Annotated in this window: 16 protein-coding genes; 4 read left to right on the forward strand and 12 right to left on the reverse strand. The window is 56.3% G+C overall.

Going from position 1 to position 22,362, the window contains the following annotated elements; all coding sequences use genetic code 11:
* The first annotated feature begins 50 nt into the window (after positions 1-50).
* Both FHW16_RS15705 and FHW16_RS15710 read left to right on the forward strand, forming a co-directional pair.
* Positions 51-893 carry a 3-keto-5-aminohexanoate cleavage protein gene (locus FHW16_RS15705; RefSeq protein ID WP_182550154.1) on the forward strand — a complete coding sequence of 281 codons (843 nt, stop codon included), beginning with the start codon at positions 51-53 and terminating at the stop codon, positions 891-893.
* A complete protein-coding gene (locus FHW16_RS15710; RefSeq protein WP_182550155.1) occupies positions 890-2,782 on the forward strand; it encodes a bifunctional sugar phosphate isomerase/epimerase/4-hydroxyphenylpyruvate dioxygenase family protein in 1,893 nt (630 codons plus the stop codon). The genes FHW16_RS15705 and FHW16_RS15710 overlap by 4 nt, the downstream gene beginning before the upstream one ends.
* Positions 2,783-2,827: 45 nt before the next feature.
* Here FHW16_RS15710 and FHW16_RS15715 read toward each other — a convergent pair whose 3' ends face one another.
* On the reverse strand, positions 2,828-3,754 hold the full coding sequence (locus tag FHW16_RS15715) for a LysR family transcriptional regulator (RefSeq protein WP_182550156.1): 927 nt from the start codon (positions 3,752-3,754) through the stop codon (positions 2,828-2,830).
* A gap of 89 nt (positions 3,755-3,843) precedes the next feature.
* Here FHW16_RS15715 and FHW16_RS15720 point away from each other — a divergent pair, with 89 nt between their 5' ends.
* Complete coding sequence (locus FHW16_RS15720) at positions 3,844-4,680, forward strand: NAD(P)H-dependent oxidoreductase (RefSeq protein ID WP_182550157.1); 837 nt, start codon at positions 3,844-3,846, stop codon at positions 4,678-4,680.
* Here FHW16_RS15720 and FHW16_RS15725 read toward each other — a convergent pair.
* The 11 genes from FHW16_RS15725 to FHW16_RS15775 form a co-directional block, all read right to left on the reverse strand.
* The gene (locus FHW16_RS15725; protein WP_182550158.1) at positions 4,655-5,344 is read right to left on the reverse strand and encodes a DUF2161 domain-containing phosphodiesterase; all 690 of its coding nucleotides are present in this window, start codon (positions 5,342-5,344) and stop codon (positions 4,655-4,657) included. The genes FHW16_RS15720 and FHW16_RS15725 overlap by 26 nt on opposite strands.
* 113 nt (positions 5,345-5,457) lie before the next feature.
* Positions 5,458-7,083, reverse strand: coding sequence for a GMC family oxidoreductase N-terminal domain-containing protein (locus tag FHW16_RS15730; protein WP_182550159.1), 1,626 nt, complete (start codon positions 7,081-7,083; stop codon positions 5,458-5,460).
* Positions 7,080-8,609 carry an FGGY-family carbohydrate kinase gene (locus tag FHW16_RS15735; protein ID WP_182550160.1) on the reverse strand — a complete coding sequence of 510 codons (1,530 nt, stop codon included), beginning with the start codon at positions 8,607-8,609 and terminating at the stop codon, positions 7,080-7,082. The genes FHW16_RS15730 and FHW16_RS15735 overlap by 4 nt, the downstream gene beginning before the upstream one ends.
* A gap of 33 nt (positions 8,610-8,642) precedes the next feature.
* Positions 8,643-9,485 (reverse strand): class I fructose-bisphosphate aldolase, encoded by an 843-nt coding sequence (locus FHW16_RS15740; RefSeq protein ID WP_246711798.1) that lies wholly within the window; start codon positions 9,483-9,485, stop codon positions 8,643-8,645.
* Positions 9,469-11,202 carry a glycerol-3-phosphate dehydrogenase/oxidase gene (locus FHW16_RS15745; protein ID WP_182550161.1) on the reverse strand — a complete coding sequence of 578 codons (1,734 nt, stop codon included), beginning with the start codon at positions 11,200-11,202 and terminating at the stop codon, positions 9,469-9,471. Before FHW16_RS15745 ends, FHW16_RS15740 begins: the two co-directional genes overlap by 17 nt.
* A gap of 11 nt (positions 11,203-11,213) precedes the next feature.
* Positions 11,214-12,206, reverse strand: coding sequence for an aldo/keto reductase (locus tag FHW16_RS15750; protein WP_182550162.1), 993 nt, complete (start codon positions 12,204-12,206; stop codon positions 11,214-11,216).
* Positions 12,203-13,207 (reverse strand): sugar-binding transcriptional regulator, encoded by a 1,005-nt coding sequence (locus FHW16_RS15755; RefSeq protein ID WP_182550256.1) that lies wholly within the window; start codon positions 13,205-13,207, stop codon positions 12,203-12,205. Before FHW16_RS15755 ends, FHW16_RS15750 begins: the two co-directional genes overlap by 4 nt.
* Before the next feature lie 2 nt (positions 13,208-13,209).
* Positions 13,210-14,199: an ABC transporter permease gene (locus FHW16_RS15760; RefSeq protein WP_182550163.1), complete on the reverse strand. Its 990-nt coding sequence runs from the start codon at positions 14,197-14,199 to the stop codon at positions 13,210-13,212.
* A gap of 21 nt (positions 14,200-14,220) precedes the next feature.
* Positions 14,221-15,756 (reverse strand): sugar ABC transporter ATP-binding protein, encoded by a 1,536-nt coding sequence (locus tag FHW16_RS15765; protein ID WP_182550164.1) that lies wholly within the window; start codon positions 15,754-15,756, stop codon positions 14,221-14,223.
* A gap of 69 nt (positions 15,757-15,825) precedes the next feature.
* The gene (locus tag FHW16_RS15770; protein WP_182550165.1) at positions 15,826-16,854 is read right to left on the reverse strand and encodes a substrate-binding domain-containing protein; all 1,029 of its coding nucleotides are present in this window, start codon (positions 16,852-16,854) and stop codon (positions 15,826-15,828) included.
* Positions 16,855-17,038: 184 nt separating this feature from the next.
* Positions 17,039-18,526 (reverse strand): carboxypeptidase M32, encoded by a 1,488-nt coding sequence (locus FHW16_RS15775; protein ID WP_182550166.1) that lies wholly within the window; start codon positions 18,524-18,526, stop codon positions 17,039-17,041.
* Positions 18,527-19,052: 526 nt separating this feature from the next.
* Here FHW16_RS15775 and FHW16_RS15780 point away from each other — a divergent pair.
* A complete protein-coding gene (locus FHW16_RS15780) occupies positions 19,053-22,268 on the forward strand; it encodes a M10 family metallopeptidase C-terminal domain-containing protein (protein ID WP_182550167.1) in 3,216 nt (1,071 codons plus the stop codon).
* Positions 22,269-22,362: the final 94 nt, after the last annotated feature.

Here is a 22,362-nt window from a genome sequence, read left to right on the forward strand (position 1 = left end):
AAGACTGGTCCTGCGTGATGGATTTCAATACGGCCAAGGGAGGGGCCCGAATGAACCCAGTTGTCATTGCAGTTGCGATCACCGGATCAGTGCCCCGCAAGAAGGACAACCCGGCTCTGCCGGTCAGTCCATCCGAGCAGATCGAATCGGCTCACGAGGCCTATGAGGCGGGTGCATCCCTGGTGCACATCCATGTGCGCAACCATGACGAGAGCCCATCTTCATCACCGGAAAAATTTGCCGACGTGCAGGATGGTGTCGTCAAGTATTGTCCGGGCATGATTGTGCAATTTTCCACCGGGGGACGCGGGCGTGATCCGGGTTTGCGCGGTTCAGCGCTTTATCTCAAGCCGGATATGGCCTCGCTGTCGACGGGCTCGGTCAACTTCCCCACTATTGTTTATGAGAATCACACCACGCTTGTGAACGATCTCGCCAGCCGGATGAAACACAATGCTATCCGGCCGGAAATCGAGATATTCGATCTGTCGCATCTGCACGGCGCGCGGCGGCTGGTTGAATCCGGATTGATGGATGACCGTCCGCATGTGCAGTTTGTCATGGGGGTGGAGAATGCGCTGCCCGCCGATGAACGGCTGCTCGATCTCCTGCTGGGCGAATTGCGCCACCTGTTGCCGAAGGCTACATGGACGGCAGCCGGAATTGGGCGTCATCAGGCAACCGTCATGGAATGGGCATTGCGCCGCGAGGCAGACGCCGTACGGACAGGCCTCGAAGACAACATTCGCATAACCAGGGAACGATTAGCCCGCAGCAACGCCGAACTGGTGGAGATCGCTGCGGACACAATCCTACGCCACGGGTGTCGTGTAGCGAGCTGTGCGGAGGCGCGTGCAATTCTGTCGCTGTCACAACACGGAGATGCCGCATGAAAACGTCCATCGCAACTGTTTCGCTTAGTGGCGAATTGCCGGAAAAGCTCGACGCGATAGCCAAGGCCGGCTTTGAAGGCGTCGAAATATTCGAGAATGATTTTCTCGCCTTCGATGGCAGCGCGCGTGATGTGGGCAGGATGGTCCGGGATCACGGGTTGGAAATTACTCTTTTTCAGCCGTTTCGCGATTTTGAAGGCATGCCGGAACCGCAGCGGTCCCGAACTTTCGATCGTGCGGAACGCAAATTTGACGTGATGCAGGAACTGGGTACGGATCTGGTTCTGGTCTGTTCCAATGTCTCTCCTGTTGCTCTTGGTGGTCTCGATCGTGCGGCGGTGGATTTCCATGAATTGGGCGAGCGTGCGGCCAAACGTGGTCTGCGTGTCGGCTATGAGGCGCTGGCTTGGGGACGGCACATCAACGACCATCGCGATGCCTGGGAAATCGTACGGCGTGCCGATCACGCCAATATTGGTCTCATCCTTGACAGTTTCCACACATTGGCGCGCAAGATCGACGTTGGCTCGATCCGCTCGATCCCGAAGGAAAAGATATTCATCGTCCAGTTGGCAGACGCACCGCTTATCCACATGGACCTTCTCTATTGGAGCCGGCATTACAGGAACATGCCGGGCGAGGGTGACCTTCCCGTTTTGGATTTCATGCGTTCAGTGGCCGCAACCGGATATGATGGCTACCTTTCCCTTGAAATCTTCAATGATCAGTTTCGTGGCGGTTCATCCAAATCGATCGCTGTCGACGGACACCGCTCGCTTATCTATCTGGGTGATCAGGTCATCCGCAGTGAACCGGACGTGGCCATGACGGTCCCTCCCATGCCCGATGCTGTTGAGGTGAATGGCGTTGAGTTCGTGGAATTTGCGGCGAATGACGATGAGGCGAGAGAGCTCGCCTCCGTGATACGGGTGTTGGGCTTTCGCAAAACTGGCAAACATAAAACCAAGAGCGTTGTTCGTTATAGTCAGGGCAGGATCAACCTCGTGATCAATACGGACCGGCAGGGCTTCGCTCACTCTTCCCACGCGGTTCACGGCATGTCGGCTTATGCGCTTGGCCTGAATGTGGCAGATGCCTGCGCGGCTTTTGAACGTGCGTTGGCACTGGGGGCTGAACCCTTTGAACAACCCGCGGGACCGTCTGACATAAGGATACCGGCCGTGCGCGGTGTCGGCGGAGATATTCTCTATTTCATTGATGACAAACCAGAGTTTGTGAATATCTGGGAACAGGAGTTCGAGCCTGTCGAAGATGTTCCGTCGACTCTGGATGCTGGATTGCTGCGGTTTGACCATGTTGCGCAAACCATGAACTTCGATGAAATGCTCACCTGGCTTCTGTTTTATACGTCTATTCTGAGAGCAAATAAGACGCCGATGGTTGATATCATCGACCCGTCGGGAATTGTTCGCAGCCAAGTTGTCGAAAACGGTGCGGGATCACTGCGCATCACGATGAACGGCGCGGAAAATCGCCGGACACTCGCTGGCCATTTTCTCGCGGAGAAATTTGGATCCAGCATGCAGCACCTCGCTTTTGAAACGGATGACATCTTCAAAACCGCGGATGCGTTGAAGGCCAATGGCTTCATTCCACTGGAAATCTCACGCAACTATTACGATGACATTGAAGCGCGCTTCGGGCTTGAGCCCGATCTGTCTGACAGGCTGAAAGAGGCCAATATCCTTTACGATTGCGATGAGAGTGGCGAGTACTTCCAGCTCTACAGCCCGAATTATGGCGAGGGCTTCTTCTTCGAGATTGTCGAACGACGGGGATACAGGGGATATGGCGGTCCGAACGCTATCTTCCGCATAGCTGCTCAGAAGCGATATATTCGACCGCAGGGCATGCCAAAACAACGGTGATGGCGTTCGCTGTCATGCTGATCACAAATGGAAACGGTCAAGAAACTATCTTGTTTCCGCAATGACACCGGCAACGCTATTTGCAAGCTTGGCGATTTTCTCACGCAGCCAACGTTGTACCGGGTGCGTGGTTGTCCTGTCGTGCCAGACCATTGCCATATCATAGCCTGGAACCTGTAGCGGCGGCTCCAATGTCTGCAACCGATCCGAACGATCGTGCAGAATGCACTGCGGAACCAGCGCGATCATGTCTGACCGTGCGATGATCTCTGGAACAATCAGAAAAGCGGGAGCGGACAGAACGACCCGCCGCCGCCGTCCTATCGCTTCGAGCGCAATATCCGTAGGGCCGCTGAAGCCACCCCCTTGCGGTGAAACAACCACGTGATCAAGAGCACAAAATACGTCGAGGCCGATGCTTCCCTGCACGAGGGGATGATGAGTGCGTACAATCGCAACGTATCGTTCCCGGTACAGTTTTCTCATGCGCAGTTGTTCCGGCGCACTCTCGGGCGTCATCAGTGCGAGATCCACTTCGCCTCGCTCCATCTGGGCCATCAGGACCGACGCATCAATCGTCCGCCAGACAATACGAATTCCGGGCGCCTCCGTCCGAAGCACGGCGGTAAGTTGCAACAGGACGGAATACTGGACGTAATCACTTGCAGCGATGGTTATCGTGGCTTGTGCGGTGGAGGCTTCGAATGAAGCGCCTTCCGCGACAACCCGGCGAACGCTTTCCAGGGCTTCATGCAGAGGCGCCTGTAACTCCAACGCGCGTTGCGTCGGCAGCATGCCCCGTTGAACCGGCAACAACAGCTGATCCCCAAGAATCTCCCTGAGACGGGTGAGCCGCGCCGACAGAGCCGGTTGGCTCAGGTTCAGGCGCTTGGCTGCACGAGTGACGTTTCGCTCTGCGAGCAATGTATCCAGCGTGACCAGCAAGTTCAGATCGAGTTTGTTGATATCCATGTCACTTATACCAGCACAACAAAACTTCGATTTCAAGAATGGCAACGCATGGGCCCACATGACCATCTATTGAAATCAGGAGTAACCCCATGAGCAACATCCTCATCGTCCATGCGCATCCAGAACCACAATCACTTACCAGCGCCTTGAAGAATTTGGCGGTTGATACCCTCATGGCACAGGGACATGAGGTGCAGGTTTCCGACCTCTACGCCTCTGGCTGGAAGGCAGTTGCCGATAGGGAGGACTTTATGGAGACTGCTCTGCCGGATCGCTTCAGTTATATCGCGGAGTCGCGTCACGCATTCGCCTCAGGCACCCAATCCGCGGACGTCGCTGCCGAGCAGCACAAGCTCTTGTGGGCTGATGCGGTTCTGTTCAGTTTTCCGATGTGGTGGTTTGGCATGCCAGCGATTCTAAAGGGCTGGGTTGACCGGGTTTTTGCCTATGGTTTTGCCTACGGTGTTGGTGCACACGGCGGAGAGCGATGGGGAGATCGTTACGGTGAAGGCACGCTCAGCGGGCGCCGCGCCATGCTTGCCATAACGATTGGCGGCCGCGAACCGCATTACGGCGAGCGCGGTGTAAATGGCCGACTCGACGACCTGCTGTGGCCGATTCAACATGGCATGCTTTATTACCCGGGTATGGAAGTGCTGCCGCCTTTTGTAATCTACCAGAGCGACAGGCTGTCCGAGATTGAATGGCCTTCCGTTGCGGAAGCTTATAAACGCCGTATCACTGGCCTCTTCAACGACAATCCCATTGCGTTCCGCACCCAGAATGGCGGGCATTATGATGGCCAGCAGGTTCTGAAACCGGGATTGGGTGCGGGTGAGAACGGTACACACATCCATCTCGTTCAGCCGGGTGAACCGGAAGAGGTTCTCGACAGCCGCGCTATTCGAGCTCGGACTGCGGTATAATGACGTCCGACGCAGGTTGCGGCGGCCAGCGCTTGAGAGCGTTGGCTCCCAGCTCAGTCAAGGTATAGACGCCGCGGTCGACACGCTCGAACCAGCCATAAACGTTTGTCAGCAGAATCCTGGCGGCATCGGGTGCCGTGTCGCGCAGATCGCGTGGGCGCAACTGACCGTGCTGAAGAGCATGCACACAGGCGAGGGCCTGTTGACGGTAGGCGGTCATGATTGGCTCGCGCGATCCGCCTCCCAATGTCGGATCTCCCTTGCGTCGTCTGTGTTCTTTCACAAGGCGGGATCGCTTGCGCGCATTCTTGCGTGGCATTGGCGCATCGGGACTTACAATGACGCTGACGATGCCGTTGTCGGCAACGCCAAGCATGCCGAACCCAAGACGACGGCACAGATTGCGAAAACGCTTGTCGCTTTCGCGTCCCTTGCCCTTGGCGGAAACACGCGCTGCGATCCATACTTCGTCGCTTGCCGTGGCCCGATCAACCGCCTGCAGGATGAGCTCAAGGTTGAAGCTGAGCTTCAGTTCGCAAATCACAACCAGTGGTGGTTCGCCATCAGCCAGGGCCACGATGTCGCAACCGACCACCTCACCTTTGACATTGTAGCCGGCCTCTTCAAGAAAACCTTTGACGGGAAGGTAAAGCGCCGTTTCCAAATCATGTCCTTCATGTCGCGATATCTGAAATCCTTAAAGGCAAAATCCGGCGATGGGAACGGAAAAGCTGGCGCTATCCCGTTTTGGATTACCCTCGGGGATGTCGTGTGATCTCAACTCCTCCCCAGAATGAGATCGGCCGCCTTTTCCGCGATCATGATGACGGGTGAATTTGTGTTGCCGGATACAATAGTCGGCATGATCGAGGCGTCAACGACGCGCAAGCCTGTGATGCCATGCACCCGCAGATTGTGGTCGACCACCGACCTGTCGTCATCTCCCATTCTGCATGTGCCGACGGGATGAAAAATAGTGGTGGCGATGTCTCCGGCACGTTGGATCAACGCATTATCATCCTGGTATTGCGTCCCCGGAAGCATTTCCACCGGCCGGTACTTTTCCAAAGTCTGCGTCGCCATGAGATTGCGTGCGTGGCGGATCGATTTGGCTGCCAGCAATCTGTCGCCTGACGTTGACAGGTAGTTTGGCCGGATTTCCGGTGCGAGACCGATGTCGGGGCCGGCAACATGCACTGTCCCGCGGCTTTCCGGGCGCAGGTTGCAAACCGAGACCGTGACGGCGGGATAGCGGTGCAGCGGTTCGCCGAGGCGATCCGTGCTGAGTGGCTGGACGTGATATTCAAGATCCGGCGTCAGCAGCGCGGGATCGCTCTTGGCGAAAATGCCAAGCTGGCTTGGCGCCATCGACAGTGGTCCCGAGCGGCGTAGAATGTATTCCAGTCCCATCCCCGCCCGCGAGAAGAGGTTGTGGTAAAGCTGGTTCAGCGTCTTTGCACCTTCGATGCGGAAAACCGTGCGGATTTGCAGGTGGTCCTGCAGATTTTTCCCGACACCACAAAGCCGATGAAAGGGTTCAATACCGACTTCCTTCAACGTTTCAGGGCTGCCAATCCCAGAGAGTTCAAGGATTTTGGGCGAGTTGATAGCGCCAGCCGCCAGAATGATTTCCGCCGCGGCCGTTGCAGTGAATGTACGCCCGTTTTGCCGATAGCGGACACGCGTCGCCCGCTTTCCGTCGAATTCCATGCGCTCGACTTCGGCTGCTGTCAGCAGGCGCAGGTTCGACCTTTTCAGAGCCGGACGAAGGAAAGCCTTGGTGGTATTCCAGCGAATGCCGCCGCGCTGATTGACTTCGAAATAACCGGAGCCTTCATTGTCACCGGCATTGAAATCATCGGTCTTCTTTATTCCAAGTTCTTCGGCCGCATCACGGAAAGCATCGAGGATGGGCCAGGAAAGCCGCTGCCGTTCGACTCGCCATTCGCCGCCTGCGCCATGCAGTGGCGAGCGTCCACGGTAATTGTCTTCGGACTTAACGAAGTAGGGCAACACATCATCCCAGCCCCAGCCGGTATTACCAGCTTGACGCCAGCCATCATAATCGGCGGCTTGGCCGCGCATGTAGATCATGCCGTTGATGGATGAACAGCCACCGAGCACCTTGCCACGTGGATAGTGGAGCGAGCGCCCGTTCAGACCTGCTTCCGCTGCAGTTTTCATCATCCAGTCGGTTCGCGGATTGCCCATGCAATAGAGATAACCGATGGGGACATGAACCCAATGGTACCGGTCGCTGCCACCTGCTTCAAGCAGGAGAACGCGGTTCTTCGGGTCTGCCGACAGCCGGTTGGCGAGCACGCAGCCGGCTGATCCGGCACCGATTACGATGAAGTCGTAGACACCTCCATCGCCCGCCTCGTGATTGACGCTCCCGTTCACGCGGCGACCCCGGTCGCTGTGACTGTTTGAGCCGTCATGCGTTTCCAGATGGGTGCCATGGCGTCGGCAATATCCCGGTAGAGCTGGTAACGGCGGGCATAATGAGCAGCCTTTGCAGGGTCCGGCCGATAGTGCCGCTCTGAAGCAACCATGGCATTGGCTCCGGCTTCGAAGTCAGCAAAAATGCCGACGGCGGTGCCTGCGGCTATTGCCGCGCCGAGTGCTCCTGTCTGGCTCGACCGTGCCACTGACACCGGGACACCCAGAACATCGGCAAAAATCTGCGGCCAGAACAGGCTTCGCGATCCGCCGCCTGACAGCACTGCCTCGTCAAAATTCGCACCCGCCGCCCGCAATGTTTCGATGTGCTGGCGATGGCCAAAGGCTACACCTTCCAGCAAGGCGCGGATCAGGTGACCTTTTGTGTGCCACCCCGCAACACCGTAGAAACCTGCCCGGGCGTTGCCGTCCTGCTGGGCGCCATAAAGGAACGGATGATAGATCGGATCGTCAGCCGCCGGTTGTACAGTCGCGGCAAGTTCGCAGCAGACATCGAACGGAGAGCGCCCATCCGGTTGTTCACCGTGGAAGAACTCGCGCACGAGCCATTCGAGGTTCGCTGCGGACGTCGCGCTCGACTCAATCGCCATGTAACGCTCGCGATCGAAGGTTGACGACATGAAGAATGGCTTCTTGAGGTGCGGTGTATCGACAACGACCTGGTTGATGCTCCATGTGCCGGCAATGATGGAAGCAGCTCCGGTACGCGTCACGCCCGAGCCAATCGCCGATGCGATGACGTCGAACAATCCGCCAATGACAGGCGTACCAACTGCAAGTCCCGTCTCGTCGGCTGCTGTCTGCGTTACCGTTCCGGCGATATCGGCGCTTTCTATGAGCGGCGGCAGGAGATCCATGCACTCGCCAAGTCCGAAGGCGGCCATTAATTCGGGATCATAGCGCCGGTTCGCAACATTCAGCAGACCGCAACCCGCCATATCGGACATCTCGCTTACCCGCTTTCCGGTCAGGCGATTGACGATAAAATCCTTGCACAGAAAGACGGTTCCGAGCTTTCCGAACGTCTCCGGCCGATGACGCTTGATCCACGCCAGCAGGGTCGGTGTCTGCGACGGCCATGGTCGCTGCAAGCCAATCGGATAAGTCCGGTCGCCAACGGCTTCCGCCTGCCATTCCTCCACCAGATCAGCCGCGCGCGTGTCCAGAGACTGGATGGCAAGCAACGGCTTTCCCTGACGATCAAGGGCGTAAAGGCCATTGCCGTGTCCGGCACATCCGATTGCCGCAATCTGATCCGGGCGTATTCCGGCTTCGTTGATGCAGCGTTGAATAACGGCGCGGGCATTCGTCCAAAGTTCATCCAGCCCGCGCTCCACATGGCCGGGATGGGGCATACTGCTGTGCCCCTCTTCGGCAGCCGAAGCAATTTCATTGCCTTGCCGGTCGAAAATGATCGCCTTGATGATCGTGTTGCCGGCATCAAGGCCTAATAGATACTCTCCCATACGGAACCCCTCCTTAGGTTCTTGTTTTCATTCTCAACCCCGCTGGTAGAGCGCGTAGGCATCCTCGCCGCTGGCATTGTCATGAATAATGGCCATCAACCCGCGCACAACGGCGCTGGGATTGGCATGCTGATAGATGTTTCTGCCATAGACCATGCCGACGGCTCCCTGCTGCATGAGGGCCGCTGATTTCTCGAAGACGATACGCAAATCCTCCTTTCCGCCACCCCGTACAAGAACCGGACACCGCGCAGCCTCCACCACACGATGAAAATCTTCGGCCGCCGTTGTTGGGTCGGCCTTGATGATATCAGCGCCCATCTCGCGGGCAAGGCGGGTCAGCGTGACAATCTTGTCGGCATCACCGTCGACCATGTAACCGCCGCGTTCCGTAACAGGCTGCATGACAAGTGGCTCGATCATCAAAGGCATACCGTACTTCTCGCAGTCAGCACGCACCCGTGCGATGTTCTGCACGCACTGGCGGAAGAGGTCCGGCTCGTCGGGCAACATGAAAAGATTGACGACAACGCAGGCAGCATCCATCTGGATCGCACCGATGAGCGGCTCAGCTTCGTTCTGCAGCACTGCCCACATGTCGCGATGGCGAATGGGATTGTAGGGATTGCCCATATCGATACGCATGACGAGTGCCGGTTTGTCTTTGCCGGCTACGTTCTGCAAGAGGTCGGATTGGCCGTAATTCATCTGGATGGCATCGGGCCCTGCCGCCACCAGTGAACGGACAACGCCCTCCATGTCCTCAAGGCCATTCAGGAACGATGGCTCGTTGCACACGCCATGATCGATCGCCACATCAAGGCAGCGCCCTGCACCAAAAAGGCGGTTCATCCGAACCTTAAGATTGTTCCGCATATCGTACTCCTTGTTCATTGCGTGCGTTGAGTGTGTCGAGGCCAACGCCGTGGCGCTCGGCGAGAAGGGTGAGGAAGCGCGTGAGCTCTGCCTTTCGGCGTGCGGGCGACCAGCCTTTCACCTGTGCGAGCAGGTCGAGCACTGCTTCCGTCATGTCGAGGGATAGCTGACCGCTGATGGCAAGAGTCGTGCGTCTCAGCAACAGATCATCAAGATGCTCGGGTGCTTCATTACGGATAAGGAACACGATTTCCCGGCTCGAATATGCGGCATTTGCCATGACATTGTCCGGGCCGGCTGCAATAAAGCGCGCAACTGCCTCGGCGTCGGTGCCGTATCGCTCAAAGAGCTCTGCAATGCGTTTTGGAGGAACCGTTGTATCGGCGTAAATACGTGAGATCCATTTGCCGATATCCTCCGGAAATGCGCGTCCACCTCCGATGGGTCGCGATGTGGTCGCAACCTGCCGTGTCTGATGCAGCCGTTCCAACGTCATGTCAGCGGCGAGTTCACCGAAGGAGCGGAACGTCGTCCATTTGCCACCGATCATGCACAGCACAGCCGGCCCGTCATCGGACGAATCTATGATTGTGCAGTAATGATCGCGTGGAATGCGGCCGGTGAAATCATCCTTGCTTGCGGGGAGGGGACGTACGCCGGAGAACTGGAAAACGACCTCCTCCGGTCGAACCTTGATGCCGGGCAGGACAAAGGCAAGCGACTGCAGGATATAGTCCCGCTCATCCGGCTCACAATAAACACTCTCGGGATCATCAACGCGGATATCGGTGGATCCGACCAAAACCTTGCCGAGATAGGGGAACAGAATGCAGATGCGCCCGTCCTCGTTCTCATAATAGATCATATGATTGTCGAGCGCGTTGGCAAGGTCGGCATTGTCGATGATGAGATGCGAGCCCTTCGTGCCGCCCATCAATGGTGCGGGACGCTTCTCCTGCGGGAACAGATCGGCATTGGCGATGTCGATCCAGCCTCCTGTCGCATTGATGATGAAGGCAGGTTCGATCGGAGTTGTTGTGCCAGCGAGATGGTCGTGGACGATAAAGCCATGACCAGACCGCTGAAGTTCGGCATAGTTTAGCGCATACGCATGATCACCGGCACTGAGCCCATCCTGTAGAACCTCCATTCCGATCCGCTCGGGATGTTTGACCCAGGCATCATGATAGGTTGCCGAACTTTTGATGGCAGGATTAAGCGCTGGCCACTTGGCAAGCGTTGCCTGCCGCCCGCGAAACCGGTGGCGCGGCATCAGCGCGCGCTTACGCGTCAAAAAGTCGTAGATACTGAGCCCGGCCTTGACTGCAATGGCACCACGCCGGCTTGGTCTGCGGCTCAGGCCCAGGAACCGCACGACACCATTGGCGAGGCCCGAGAAGATATCAAAGACCGGCACTGTCGTTGGCAGCGGCGCAACAAGATGCGGGGCATTTCGCAACAGGCGATCACGTTCGACCAGCGATTCCCGTACCAGACTGAACTCGCCGTTTTCGAGATAACGCAGGCCGCCATGCACCATGCGCGAAAGGGCAGCACTGGCACCGGAACAATAGTCGTGTTTTTCAACAAGCAGCACGTTCACGCCCTGCAACGCCAGCTCGCGGAATACGCTGATGCCGTTGATACCGCCGCCGACGACACACACGTCCACCTTCGGACTTCGACGAAGTCCGTCAAATATCTCTTCACGGTTCATGATGCAGCCTGTTACTTCATATCTGCCAGTTTCACAGCGATGGCCGCGTCAATGGCCGAGAGGTCTTCAGTGTCGAGCCGGATTGTTCCCGCTCTTGCATTGTCGAGCGCCTGATCGGGATTACGCGCCCCGCACAACGCAAACGTGATGCCCGGTTGTGCCAGGGTCCATGCGATCACGATCTGGGCGATGCTGGCTGCGTGCCTGTCGGCAATGGGCTGAATGGCATCGGCAAACTGCTTTGCTTTCAGCCGGTTGCCCACCGAAAAGCGCGGATTGTCTTTGCGCTGGTCATCGCCGGAGAAGACCCGTTCTGGATCAACTGTCCCGGAAAGCAATCCAAGTGCCAGCGACGAATAGCTCAACGTTGAAACGTTATTTTTGCGCGTTACCGGCAGTAATTCCGTCTCAAGCTCCCTGTCGATCATGCTGAACCGCTCCTGGATCGCATCCAGCGAACCGGTAGCGATATAGGCATTCAGCTCGGACGGATTGACATTGCTTGCACCAATGGCGCGGATCTTGCCGGTCTTGCGCAGATCCTCCATCGCCCGCACGGTCTCTTCAATGGGTGTGGTCGAATCCTGCCAATGGGTGATGTAGAGGTCGATGTAATCGGTATCGAGACGCCTTAAACTTTCCTCGACCTCGTGAACTATGGCATCGCGTCCGAGATAGCGGTGCACCGGCTTGCCGTCCTGGTCGAAAAAGTGCGTGCCTTTCGTTGTGTGCCAGACGAGCCCGCATTTGGTGGCAATCACAGCCTTGTCGCGACGACCTTTGAGAGCCTTGCCAACGATTTCCTCCGAACGGCCAAGGCCGTAGGCGGGCGCTGTATCGATGAGGCTTACACCTGCGTCCAATGAAGCCTGGATGGCAGCAATCGATTCCTGCTCATCCGTACCGCCCCACATCCAGCCGCCAATGGCCCAGGTTCCAAGCCCCACGGCCGATGCCTGTACGCCGGATTTGCCAATTGCTCGTGTCAACTGCTCGTTGCTCATGCCCGTTCTCCTTCAGCGGCAATATCCAGAATGCGCTGGCCCGTCGCTTCGTCTGTCACCAGTGTGTCCAGATGATTACCCCGCATGATGCTGAGGATCGGCCGTGCCTTGTTCGGTCCGCTCGCAACGCCGATCTTGGTGGGGATGGATGCGAATTCCCGCAGCGTCAGTGAAACCAGCGAACTGTTGAGGCTGTAATCGCAAACCTGCCCACGATCATCGAGAAGATGGGCAAGCAGTTCGCAGCGTGCGCCGGAACGCTCGATCGCGTCCAAATCCGTGCTTGAAGACGGGTGCAGGTCATAATAGCTCGAGTCGTCCGTCAGGATCGAGCCGATGCCGACAATGGCAATCTTCGCTTCGCGGGCGCGCTGGAAGACATCGGCGACCGAGCGCATGTTGATCAACATGGCGCGCTCGGCAGAACTGTCGGCAAAGAGCGGTGCATGGATCTGATAGGCGCGTCCGCCGAGTTTGTCGGCCATCAAGGTCGAGACATGGTTTACGTCCGTGTAGTGCTTGCCTTGAACACAGCCTGTCGCCGGGATCACCTCGACATCAAAGCGGCGCGGCGCCTGCAGACCGGCAACCACGGCGCTGACACCCTTGCCGCCGGTGATGCAGATCGTGTCGCCGTCGGTAATTTCTTCGATCAGCAAACGTGCTGCGGCTTCACCAACCGCCTGAAGAGCCGTTTGCGGATTGTCGGATACCGTTGGCACAACAATCGCACGGCTGATGCCGCCAAGCGCCAGCAGTTGTTCTTCCATATCAACAAGCGGCTCAACCGGCGATTTGATCTTGATCTCGACGAGGCCAAGCTGGCGGCCGCGCTTGATGAGGCGATTGACGGTCGGCTGTGAAAGCCCCAGCTGGTCGGCGATCTGTGCCTGCGTCAGCCCTTCGAGAAAATGCAGGACCAAGGCCTGGTGCATCTGGCGCGCGATAACGATTTCTTCGCGTGGCGCTGAATGTTTTGGATTGAGTTTGATAATCGCCATGGTCATGAGGCCTTCCGCTTGTGCAGCAAATGGTCGATGGAGACGGCCGTCAAAAGAATGCAGCCCTTTATCATGTCCTGCCAGTAGACAGAGACATCGAGCAAAACCAGCGAGCTTGTCACGAGGGACAGCAATGCTATGCCAAGGATGGCGCCGAGGATCGTGCCGGATCCGCCATTGAGCGAAGCCCCCCCAATAACCGCAGCTGCGATGATATTGAGTTCCATGCCGACACCGAATGTCGGGGTCGCCGCACCAAAGCGCGACATGTAGATCACCCCTGCAAAACCTGCGAGCGTGGAGCATAGAACTGTCACCCAGAACTTCACCTGCTTTGTCCGGATGCCGGAATAGAGCGCGGCCTTCTCATTGCTTCCGGTATAGAAAACCTTGCGCAAGGCAGTGGCGCGCCGGAGCAGGAAATCGAACAGGATAACCACGGCAAAGAAGATGAGAATGACGTAGGGCACACCGTGGAACGAACCCTGGCCGACCGCCTTGAATGCAGGCGGCAGTGTGAAGAGTGAAAGCGGAGTGCCCTTGGTGATGATCAGGCAGAGGCCGCGTACGATAACCATGCCTGCCAGCGACGTGATGAAGTGGTTGAGCCCCACTACCGTGACGAAGAACCCCATGACGCAACCGATCAAACCGCTGGCGAGAATGCCGATGAGCGACGCAGTCCACGGGTCGAGACCGGCGAGGAACAGTGTGCCTGAAAGCACCATCGCAAAACACACAACAGAGCCGACGGCGAGATCGATGCCCCCAACGATCAGAAGGATCGTCATCCCCACAACCACAATGCCTTCCACGGAAAAACTCATCAGCATGGCGCGGAAATTGCCAAGTGTCAGAAAATGCGGCGAGACAAAACTCATTGCGATGCAGAGCGCGAGAATGATGGCGATCAGGCCTGCTTCTCGCATCGAGCCCAATTTCTTCCAGGAAGAACCCCGCACATCCTTTGCCATCATCGTATCGACCGCCATTGTGTATCTCCCAATCTTTCTTCAGGCTGCATGTTCTGACGCATGCGTATTTGTATGTTTCAGCCCGGATGCGAGCCGGATAATGGCTTCTTCGCTCATCTCGGCACTATCAAGTTCACCGGCCACCGCTCCTTCGCGGATGACAAGCACCCGGTCGCACAGGCCAAGCAGTTCCGGCAGTTCGGAGGAGATCACAACGATGCCGATGCCGGAACGTGCGAGTTCGCGCAGAAGCTGGTGGATCTCGGATTTCGCGCCGACATCGATGCCGCGCGTCGGCTCGTCCATGAGGATGACCTTGGGCTGCACCGCCAGCTGTTTAGCAATGGCGACCTTCTGCTGATTGCCGCCGCTGAGCGATGATACGGGCATGTCGACGTGGCTCATACGCACACCGAGCTTGCGGGCGAAATCGCGGGCGAGTTGGCCTTCGGCCTTGGCATCGATCAAACCCAGATGACCCGTCACTGCTTTCAGGTTGAGAACGGATATGTTCTGGGCGATTGACAGATCCAGGAAAACACCCGATCCCTTGCGGTCCTCCGAGAGATAGACAATTCCTGACTTGACCGCATCGGCATAGGTTCGAATGGTTTGAGGATTGTCATGTAGGAAAACCTTGCCCTCAATGGTAGCACGCAGTCCGCAAATGCCCTCGGCAATCTCGGTCCGGCCGGATCCGATGAGTCCGCCGATTCCAAGGATTTCCCCTCGCGCCAGATCAAACGACACGTTGGCAAACCGATCCTTGTCTCCCAAGTTGCGGACCGACAGTATCGTCTCACCCGAGTGTTCGGCATGCGTCTGCTTCGAAGGATAAAGCTGCGTAATCTCGCGCCCCACCATGCGCCGCACCACGTCATCGGGCGTCACATTGGCGACGTCCTCGGTAGAGACGTAACGGCCATCGCGCAACACGGTGACCCGATCGCAAAGGTTGAAAATTTCCGCCATCCGATGGCTGATATAGATAATGGAAATGCCCTGGGCCTTCAGTTCGCGGATGATGTCGAACAATATCCGCGTTTCCGCTTCCGTCAGGGCAGCCGTCGGCTCGTCGAAAATCAGCACACGGCAGTCGAGTGTGAGCGCTTTGGCAATCTCCACCAATTGCTGACTGGAAATCGTGAGATCACCGACTTTCCCGCGCACGTCGATGGGTGCCAGCCGGTCCATAACCTTCTGCGCATCGCGCTCCAGCTTGCGGTAATTCATCAGCAATGACCGGCGTCGGCTGGTCTTTGCCATGAAGATGTTTTCTGCGACGCTTGCGTCGGGGCAGAGCGCGATTTCCTGATGCACCAGTCCAATGCCCAGTGATTGTGCGACGGAAGGCGAAGCAATCTTCCGCGGCTTGCCGTCGAGCAGAATTTCACCTTCGTCAGGCTGTAGAACGCCTGCGAGAATATTCATAAGAGTGGATTTGCCGGCACCATTCTCACCGCAAAGCGCGTGAATCTCGCCGCGCGCCAAGGTGAAGTTGACGCCTGTCAGGGCTTTCACAGCACCAAAGTGCTTGGTGATATCGCGGATACTCAAGACAGGTTCCGATGTCATCGCGCCTTCCTCCCTCCTGCTCGCCAAGGCTATCCAGACCTGACTGGCCTGGATAGCTATCTGCGAACCTTACTCGTCGATGCCCTTAGTGCCGCGACGCTTGAGATATTTGTCCCAGAAGAAGTCATCCGCATTGTCGGCTGTTACGATGGACAGGCCATTGTCGACAAATGGGATGCTCATTGGATTGGAACCGGCACGCTTGGCATCATTCATCGGATCAATCAGTTCCGGATGCTTGGCGAACCAGAGCAGCATGAAACCCATATAACCCTGCATGCCCTGATTTGGATTGATCGAGCCAAAGACCTGTCCGGCTTTGATCATATCAAGGATATTTGCGTTCACGTCGGCGCACATGACAAGAATCTTGCCGCCGCTTTCCTTATTGGCCTGTGCCGCGCCAATTGCCGAGTTTGCTTCGGGCATGAAGACGGCTGCCAGATTGGGATTGGCCTGGGCAATACTCATCAGCCCCTGATAGGCCTTTGTCGGGTCCTGGTTTGACGCTGCCCTGCCGACCAGTTTCATATCCGGCCACTTTTCCTTCATGCGGTCGACGAAGGCTGTAACGCGGCGATCATGATTGTCCTGTCCCGGATTCTCCAGAACGGCATATTCGCCCTTTCCACCCAGTTTCGTGGCAATGGCGTCGGCAGCGTAGGTGCCCTCACGCTTATTATCAGAGGTAATGAACGAAATCCGCTTGGACAGCGGCGAGTCAGCGGCAAAGGTGACGACAGCCGTACCCTGGTCGACCGCCCGGTTGATTGGTTCAATGAAAGGATCCGAGTTCATCGGGTGAACAAGAATGCCGGCAGGGTTTTGAGCCAATGCCTGATCGAAGCTGGCGATCTGTTTGTTGACGTCATATTCCGGTGTGCCGGTATAGGCTGTTTCACAGCCGAGCTGCTTGCCCGCCTGCTTGAACATTTCATAGACCGGGAACCAGTATTCGACGCCCGAAACCATGACGTTCATGACGTATTTTTCGCCCGGTTTGCAGCGAAACGGATTTTCCGTTTCTGCGCTGGCAGATGATGCAAAGAGTGTGGTCGCAAGGACCGCCATGGCAGTCGTGCCCAAAAAAGTGCGCAAGTTTCCTCCTCGAGGCCGAAGCCCCTCCCATTGGTGTGTGGTGCCTTGAATGGCGACCGCTGTTCCTTATGAAGACCAGCAATCCTCCTCGAGTGCTGGCAGGGGTAACTAAACGTATTGCAAAGCGACTGTCAATATAATTCATGCAATGAATTATAATTCATATCGCAATACTCTCTTGGGATTATGCAGCTCCGTATCGTGTGCGCAGATGGTTTATGAAGTGGTCTGCATTGAGCTTTTCGCCGGTCGCGCGCAGAAGCAATTCCGGTGTGGACCAGCGCGAACCCTGCGACCAGATATTCTGGCGGCGCCAGTTGTTGATCGCCGTGAAATCACCCCGGGCGATATCCTCATCGGCTTGAGGATGACTTTTTGTCAGTGCCGACCATTGCTGGGCGGCCATCATCGCGCCCAATGTATAAGACGGGAAATAGCCAAAGGCACCGCCAGCCCAGTGAACATCCTGCATTGGTCCGTCGGCTGGATTGTCAATCGTGGATAGACCAAGATATTCGCGCATCTTGGCATCCCATGCTTCAGGCAGTTGGGTTGCTTCCAATCGGCCTTCAATCAGGTCCTGTTCCAGTTCGTAGCGCAAGATCACGTGCAGGGGATAGGTCACTTCGTCGGCATCAACACGAATAAGCCCGCGTTCGACTCGGTGGACGTGAGGAATGATGTCATCCATCGTCCACGCCTCGCCGAGATGTTTTTCGACGATTGGCAGTGCCCATTGCCAGAAAGCGGGATTGCGGCCGAGCTGCTTTTCAACAAACAGGCTCTGGCTTTCATGCACCGCCATACCGCGCGCTTTGCCCACCGGCCAATGCGCCCATTGCTTGGGAAGGTTCTGCTCATACAGCGCGTGGCCGGTTTCATGCAGAACGCCCATCAGCGAGGAAAGGAACTCCGTCGTCTTGTAGCGGGTGGTTATACGCACATCACTCGGTACGCCGCCACAGAATGGATGGTGCGATATGGACAGGCTGCCATGGGACAGGTCGAAACCGACAGCCGCCATCATAGCAAGGCCAAGCTCGCGCTGTTTGTCTATGGAATAGACACCTGATAGCGGCTTCAGCCGACGTTTCGCCAGCCTTTCCTCCTGCACGGCAAGCGCCTCGCCAACAAAATCCTTGAGAAAGCTCTTCAACTCCGCAAAGACCGGTGAGATATCGGCCATGCGATTGCCCGGATCGTGCTGCTCGATCATCGCGTCGTAGAGACCAACACCGAGCACATCCGCGCGCATTGCCGCTTCTTCGCGTGCCAGCGCGATGACACCCTCAAGTGCCGGCAGAAACCCCGCCCAATCATTCTTGGCACGCAGATCGCGCCAGAGCTGCTCGCAGCGCATCCGGGTGTTTGTCTGGCGTTCGACAAATTCAGCGGGTAGACACGTCAGATTGGTATAGTGCCGCCGGAATTCCACGATAGCGGCGCTTTGCTCTTCACTCAATGCTTCGCTTTCTGCCGCAGCGAGCCAATCAGCGATCTCGGGCGCCGTCGCCTGCCGATGATACATGCCGGCCAACGTACCCATGGCTTCGGCGCGTTTGTCGCCGCCGCCAACGGCCATATGGGTCGCTTCATCGGCACCAAGAATGGCTAGCGCGTGTTCCAGGGCTTCAAGCCTGTGTCCAAGTTCGTCGAGTTTCTGGAAGGACATTCTATTCCTCTCTGGGCGATTCCTGTTTCAAAGCAGAATGTGAGAGGACTTTAATTCTCCGGTGAGTGCAAGATTGAATCAGGTGCCCCTCGACAAAGCGTTGGTCGATTCCTCAGGGCCTTTTCAGTGGCACTGTCGATGAAGAGAAGGTGGGGGAGGGCAACGTATATAAAATTATGCGGCCAATATATTAGGTATATATGATTGAAAATTACTTCAAAATTTGAACTTATTTCGCATAAAAGTCTGAATTGCTGAACTATTCATCGCGATGACGTTGAGTATTCCATTCGGCAATTCGAGAGTCGCACATCAAGTATGTTTATACTGATATAATTAGTTACGATTGTTGATAGAGCGACATATTGACTGTTCGTTTTTTGAACCATGAATTGCCCATCGGGTGATCTCGCCTCGAACGGTGGCTACCGGCTTCCGTTTGTTCACGATTACGACAAATGATTGCAAAGCGTACTCCAAATGAAACAGGGGAATCGTTACAATGTGCATTTTGTGTCAAAATGGCATGCCTCAAAAACATGCAAATGGCTCACAGCAGTTCTCTGCTACTGACGCGACTGGCAGCGCCGCTGTGGTGCCTGCAGGACAGGACTGGCGGAACATTGATCAAACACCGGCCAATCCATTCGGCAAGGATACCGATTACGAAGCTTTTCTGGACTATCTGGGCGCCCTGCAGCGGCCGTTGACGCCCGCAATGGCACAACAGCCGATCAAGGTAAATCTCGAAGAACTGAACGATCATCCGGACTATAAAGCGGCCGCGATAGGTGCACTACAGCAATGGTCTGCAGTAACACCACTCAAGTTCGAATTCGTGACGTCAGGTGAGTATCTGAAAGTTGTCAGCCCCGAAGTCGGGGAAAAGGATGATGGCAGTGCTTATTCCAGTGGTCGTTATGTCAGCGTAGGCCAGAGGTTTCATGACACGGAACCGGACAAGACTGCGCCGGGCGGCTATATTTTTAACACGTTCATTCATGAATTTGGTCACGAATGGGGCCTGAATCATCCTGGCATCTACAATTACGGCGGACCGGGTGGTGAGCAGATCACCTATTTGGCCGGTGCGAAGTGGGTATATGATCAGCAGCGCTACAGCGTCATGTCCTATTTTGATGGCATCGACGTTGGTGAGACCACCGCGTGGTCCGCAACAACCCCTATGGTCGGGGATATCGAGGCCGTCATTCGTCATTACTATTCGACAGTGACGGATGGTGTGCGGACGTATCAGGATGTCCAGCTGAATACCAGCAACAATACTTACGGTTTCGGCAGCACCCAGCTCGGGTACACCCTGACCTCGTCTGGAACAACGCATGATATCGGCTTCGTCATCCACGATACGGGCGGGTTCGATACGGTTGATTTTTCCGGGTCAACGGCGGGATCAATCCTTGATCTGCGGGCTGGCCGCTGGTCCAGCGTCAATGGCCACAGCAATAATGTTGCTATCTATCAAGGCCATAATGCTGATGCGACGGACTACTACATCGAAAAAGGTGTCGGCAGTGCGTACAACGACATCATCCTCGGCAATGACGGCAACAACGAGTTGCTTGGCGGGGCCGGTGACGACAAGATTGCTGGCTTCGCTGGCAATGACCGGCTCTTTGGTGAAGCTGGAAACGATGAACTCGATGGTGGTGCCGGTGATGATACACTGATCGGTGGTGCCGGTAACGACAAGCTGGACGGCGGCGACCGCGCGGATTCAATCCGTGGCGGCAATGGCGATGATTTCATCCGGGGTGGCCGCGATTCTTTGGCGAGCCGCGATATCAACAACACCATCCCAATTTCACAGCTGGAAGATCAGACTGAAAGCTTTGACGGCAATGACCGGCTGTATGGTGAGGGCGGCAACGACATCATCGAAGGCGGCCAGGGCGATGACATTCTGGACGGCGGTGCCGGTGACGATATTCTGCGCGGTCAGGATGGCGTTGACGTGTTTATTGGCGGTGCCGGTTCCGACACCGTTGATTATAGCCATGAAAGCCCCTTCCAGTTGCTGGTCAATCTGGAGACTAACGTTGCCAGTGGCGGCACGGCCTCCGGCGATACTTTCTACAGCATTGAAAACTTGATCGGTTCGGATGACCGTATCGACCGGTTTATTGGCAACAGCGCGGACAATCATTTCCAGGGTCTTGGTGGCGGCGACGTCTTCAACGGCGGCGCAGGCAATGATATTCTGGATGGTGCGCGCGATGCGGATGTTCTCTACGGCGATGACGGTGACGATACTCTGATTGGCGGTGCCGGTTTTGACTATCTCAACGGCGGTGCAGGTAACGACACGGCAGTTTATACGATCGGTGCCGACTCCCGCAGCAAGCAGGGCGTTAGCGTCAATCTCGCTACCGGGGTAGCCAGCGGCGGCGATGCTGAAGGCAATACCAGTGCAGGTGTCAAGGGCGACATACTCATTTCCATCGAGAACCTCGTTGGCTCTGCCTATGACGACAACCTCTTTGGCGATGGTGGTGTAAATAAGCTGTTCGGCGGTGGCGGCAATGACACAATCGGCGGCGGCGCCGGCAAGGATTACATCGATGGCGGTGAAGGCCAGGATATGGTGGCCTTCTACGACAGCACTGCCGGCGTTAATGTCAATCTCGCTTCGAATACCGGCGAAGATACGCTGGTGTCGATCGAGGGTATTGCCGGTTCAGGTTTCAATGACACTTTAACAGGCACCACGGGTGATAACCGTCTCGTGGGTCAAGGAGGCAATGACACGCTGAATGGCGGCGATGGCAACGACACGCTTGATGGCGACTTCGAACCCTTCCCGGTATCGGGCATCGGGCTGGGAGATAGCTATGCCACGCTTGGTGCCGATGCGACGAACACATCCTTTGCCAACGCCTTTGACCTCACCAGCAAGTTCTCGACATTAGCCGATGACGATATTGCCAATGCGGGCACAACGCCGCATTCAACCGTCAATGCGGTCGGCAATGGTGCTGCCGGGTACTACAAGGTGACGTTGAATGCGGGATCCATTATCACGCTCGACATCGACCATACGGTAGGCACATTCGACAGTTATATCAGGCTGATGCAGGATAATGGCGGTGCCGGCGTCGAAGTTGCTTCCAATGACGATGGAGGCGGGGATCCCGGCTCGGTCAACCGTACCGACTCTGCATTGACCTATACAGTTGGAACGACAGGAACTTATTACATCGTCGTTGGAAATTATGACGATCCAAACTCTGTTCCGTCGCAAATTCCGTATGAAATCAATGTATCGGTTGCTCCGCCCGTGCCAACTATGCCGCATATTGGTGTTGCCGGTAACGACACGCTCAATGGTGGTAAAGGCAACGATACGCTGTTTGGGCGGGACGGAAACGACAAACTCGACGGTGGTGCCGGCAATGACACATTGGTGGGAGGATACGGCAACGATATCTTCGACTTCAATGCCATCGGGTTCGGAAATGACCTCATCAGCGATTTCAACATCTATACCGGTGAGCAGGATGTGCTTGAATTCAGCACAAGCATCTTCGGCAACCTGGATGAACTGTTGAACAGTGCGGTGCTTCAGGATGGTAATGTTCTGCTCAAGGACGGCAGCAGCAGCGTCCAGTTGGCAGGATGGAACGATCTGAACGCGTTCAAGCAATTCGCGAGCTCACACACGGACAGTTTCCACTTCGTCAATGATGCACCAGGTACCTCCAGGGTCTTGGCTGCTGCATGATTTGAGCGGCTGATATCTGCGAGGCCCGGGACTATTGATAAACTCCTCGGGCCTCGTTAGAGCTTTAAAGATAATTTTCGATGCCAACCGTAGC

This window comes from Phyllobacterium myrsinacearum (assembly GCF_014138285.1).
In the GTDB taxonomy this organism is placed as follows: domain Bacteria; phylum Pseudomonadota; class Alphaproteobacteria; order Rhizobiales; family Rhizobiaceae; genus Phyllobacterium; species Phyllobacterium myrsinacearum_A.

Excerpts from the sequence above, each read along its gene's own strand:
- FHW16_RS15720 (WP_182550157.1), top strand. The coding sequence starts at position 3,844 with ATGAGCAACATCCTCATCGTCCATGCGCATCCAGAACCACAATCACTT.
- FHW16_RS15775 (WP_182550166.1), bottom strand. The coding sequence starts at position 18,526 with ATGTCCTTCCAGAAACTCGACGAACTTGGACACAGGCTTGAAGCCCTG.
- FHW16_RS15760 (WP_182550163.1), bottom strand. The coding sequence starts at position 14,199 with ATGGCGGTCGATACGATGATGGCAAAGGATGTGCGGGGTTCTTCCTGG.
- FHW16_RS15735 (WP_182550160.1), bottom strand. The coding sequence starts at position 8,609 with ATGGGAGAGTATCTATTAGGCCTTGATGCCGGCAACACGATCATCAAG.
- FHW16_RS15715 (WP_182550156.1), bottom strand. The coding sequence starts at position 3,754 with ATGGATATCAACAAACTCGATCTGAACTTGCTGGTCACGCTGGATACA.
- FHW16_RS15740 (WP_246711798.1), bottom strand. The coding sequence starts at position 9,485 with ATGCGGAACAATCTTAAGGTTCGGATGAACCGCCTTTTTGGTGCAGGG.
- FHW16_RS15745 (WP_182550161.1), bottom strand. The coding sequence starts at position 11,202 with ATGAACCGTGAAGAGATATTTGACGGACTTCGTCGAAGTCCGAAGGTG.
- FHW16_RS15755 (WP_182550256.1), bottom strand. The coding sequence starts at position 13,207 with ATGGCGATTATCAAACTCAATCCAAAACATTCAGCGCCACGCGAAGAA.
- FHW16_RS15780 (WP_182550167.1), top strand. The coding sequence starts at position 19,053 with ATGCCTCAAAAACATGCAAATGGCTCACAGCAGTTCTCTGCTACTGAC.
- FHW16_RS15750 (WP_182550162.1), bottom strand. The coding sequence starts at position 12,206 with ATGAGCAACGAGCAGTTGACACGAGCAATTGGCAAATCCGGCGTACAG.
- FHW16_RS15710 (WP_182550155.1), top strand. The coding sequence starts at position 890 with ATGAAAACGTCCATCGCAACTGTTTCGCTTAGTGGCGAATTGCCGGAA.
- FHW16_RS15705 (WP_182550154.1), top strand. The coding sequence starts at position 51 with ATGAACCCAGTTGTCATTGCAGTTGCGATCACCGGATCAGTGCCCCGC.
- FHW16_RS15765 (WP_182550164.1), bottom strand. The coding sequence starts at position 15,756 with ATGACATCGGAACCTGTCTTGAGTATCCGCGATATCACCAAGCACTTT.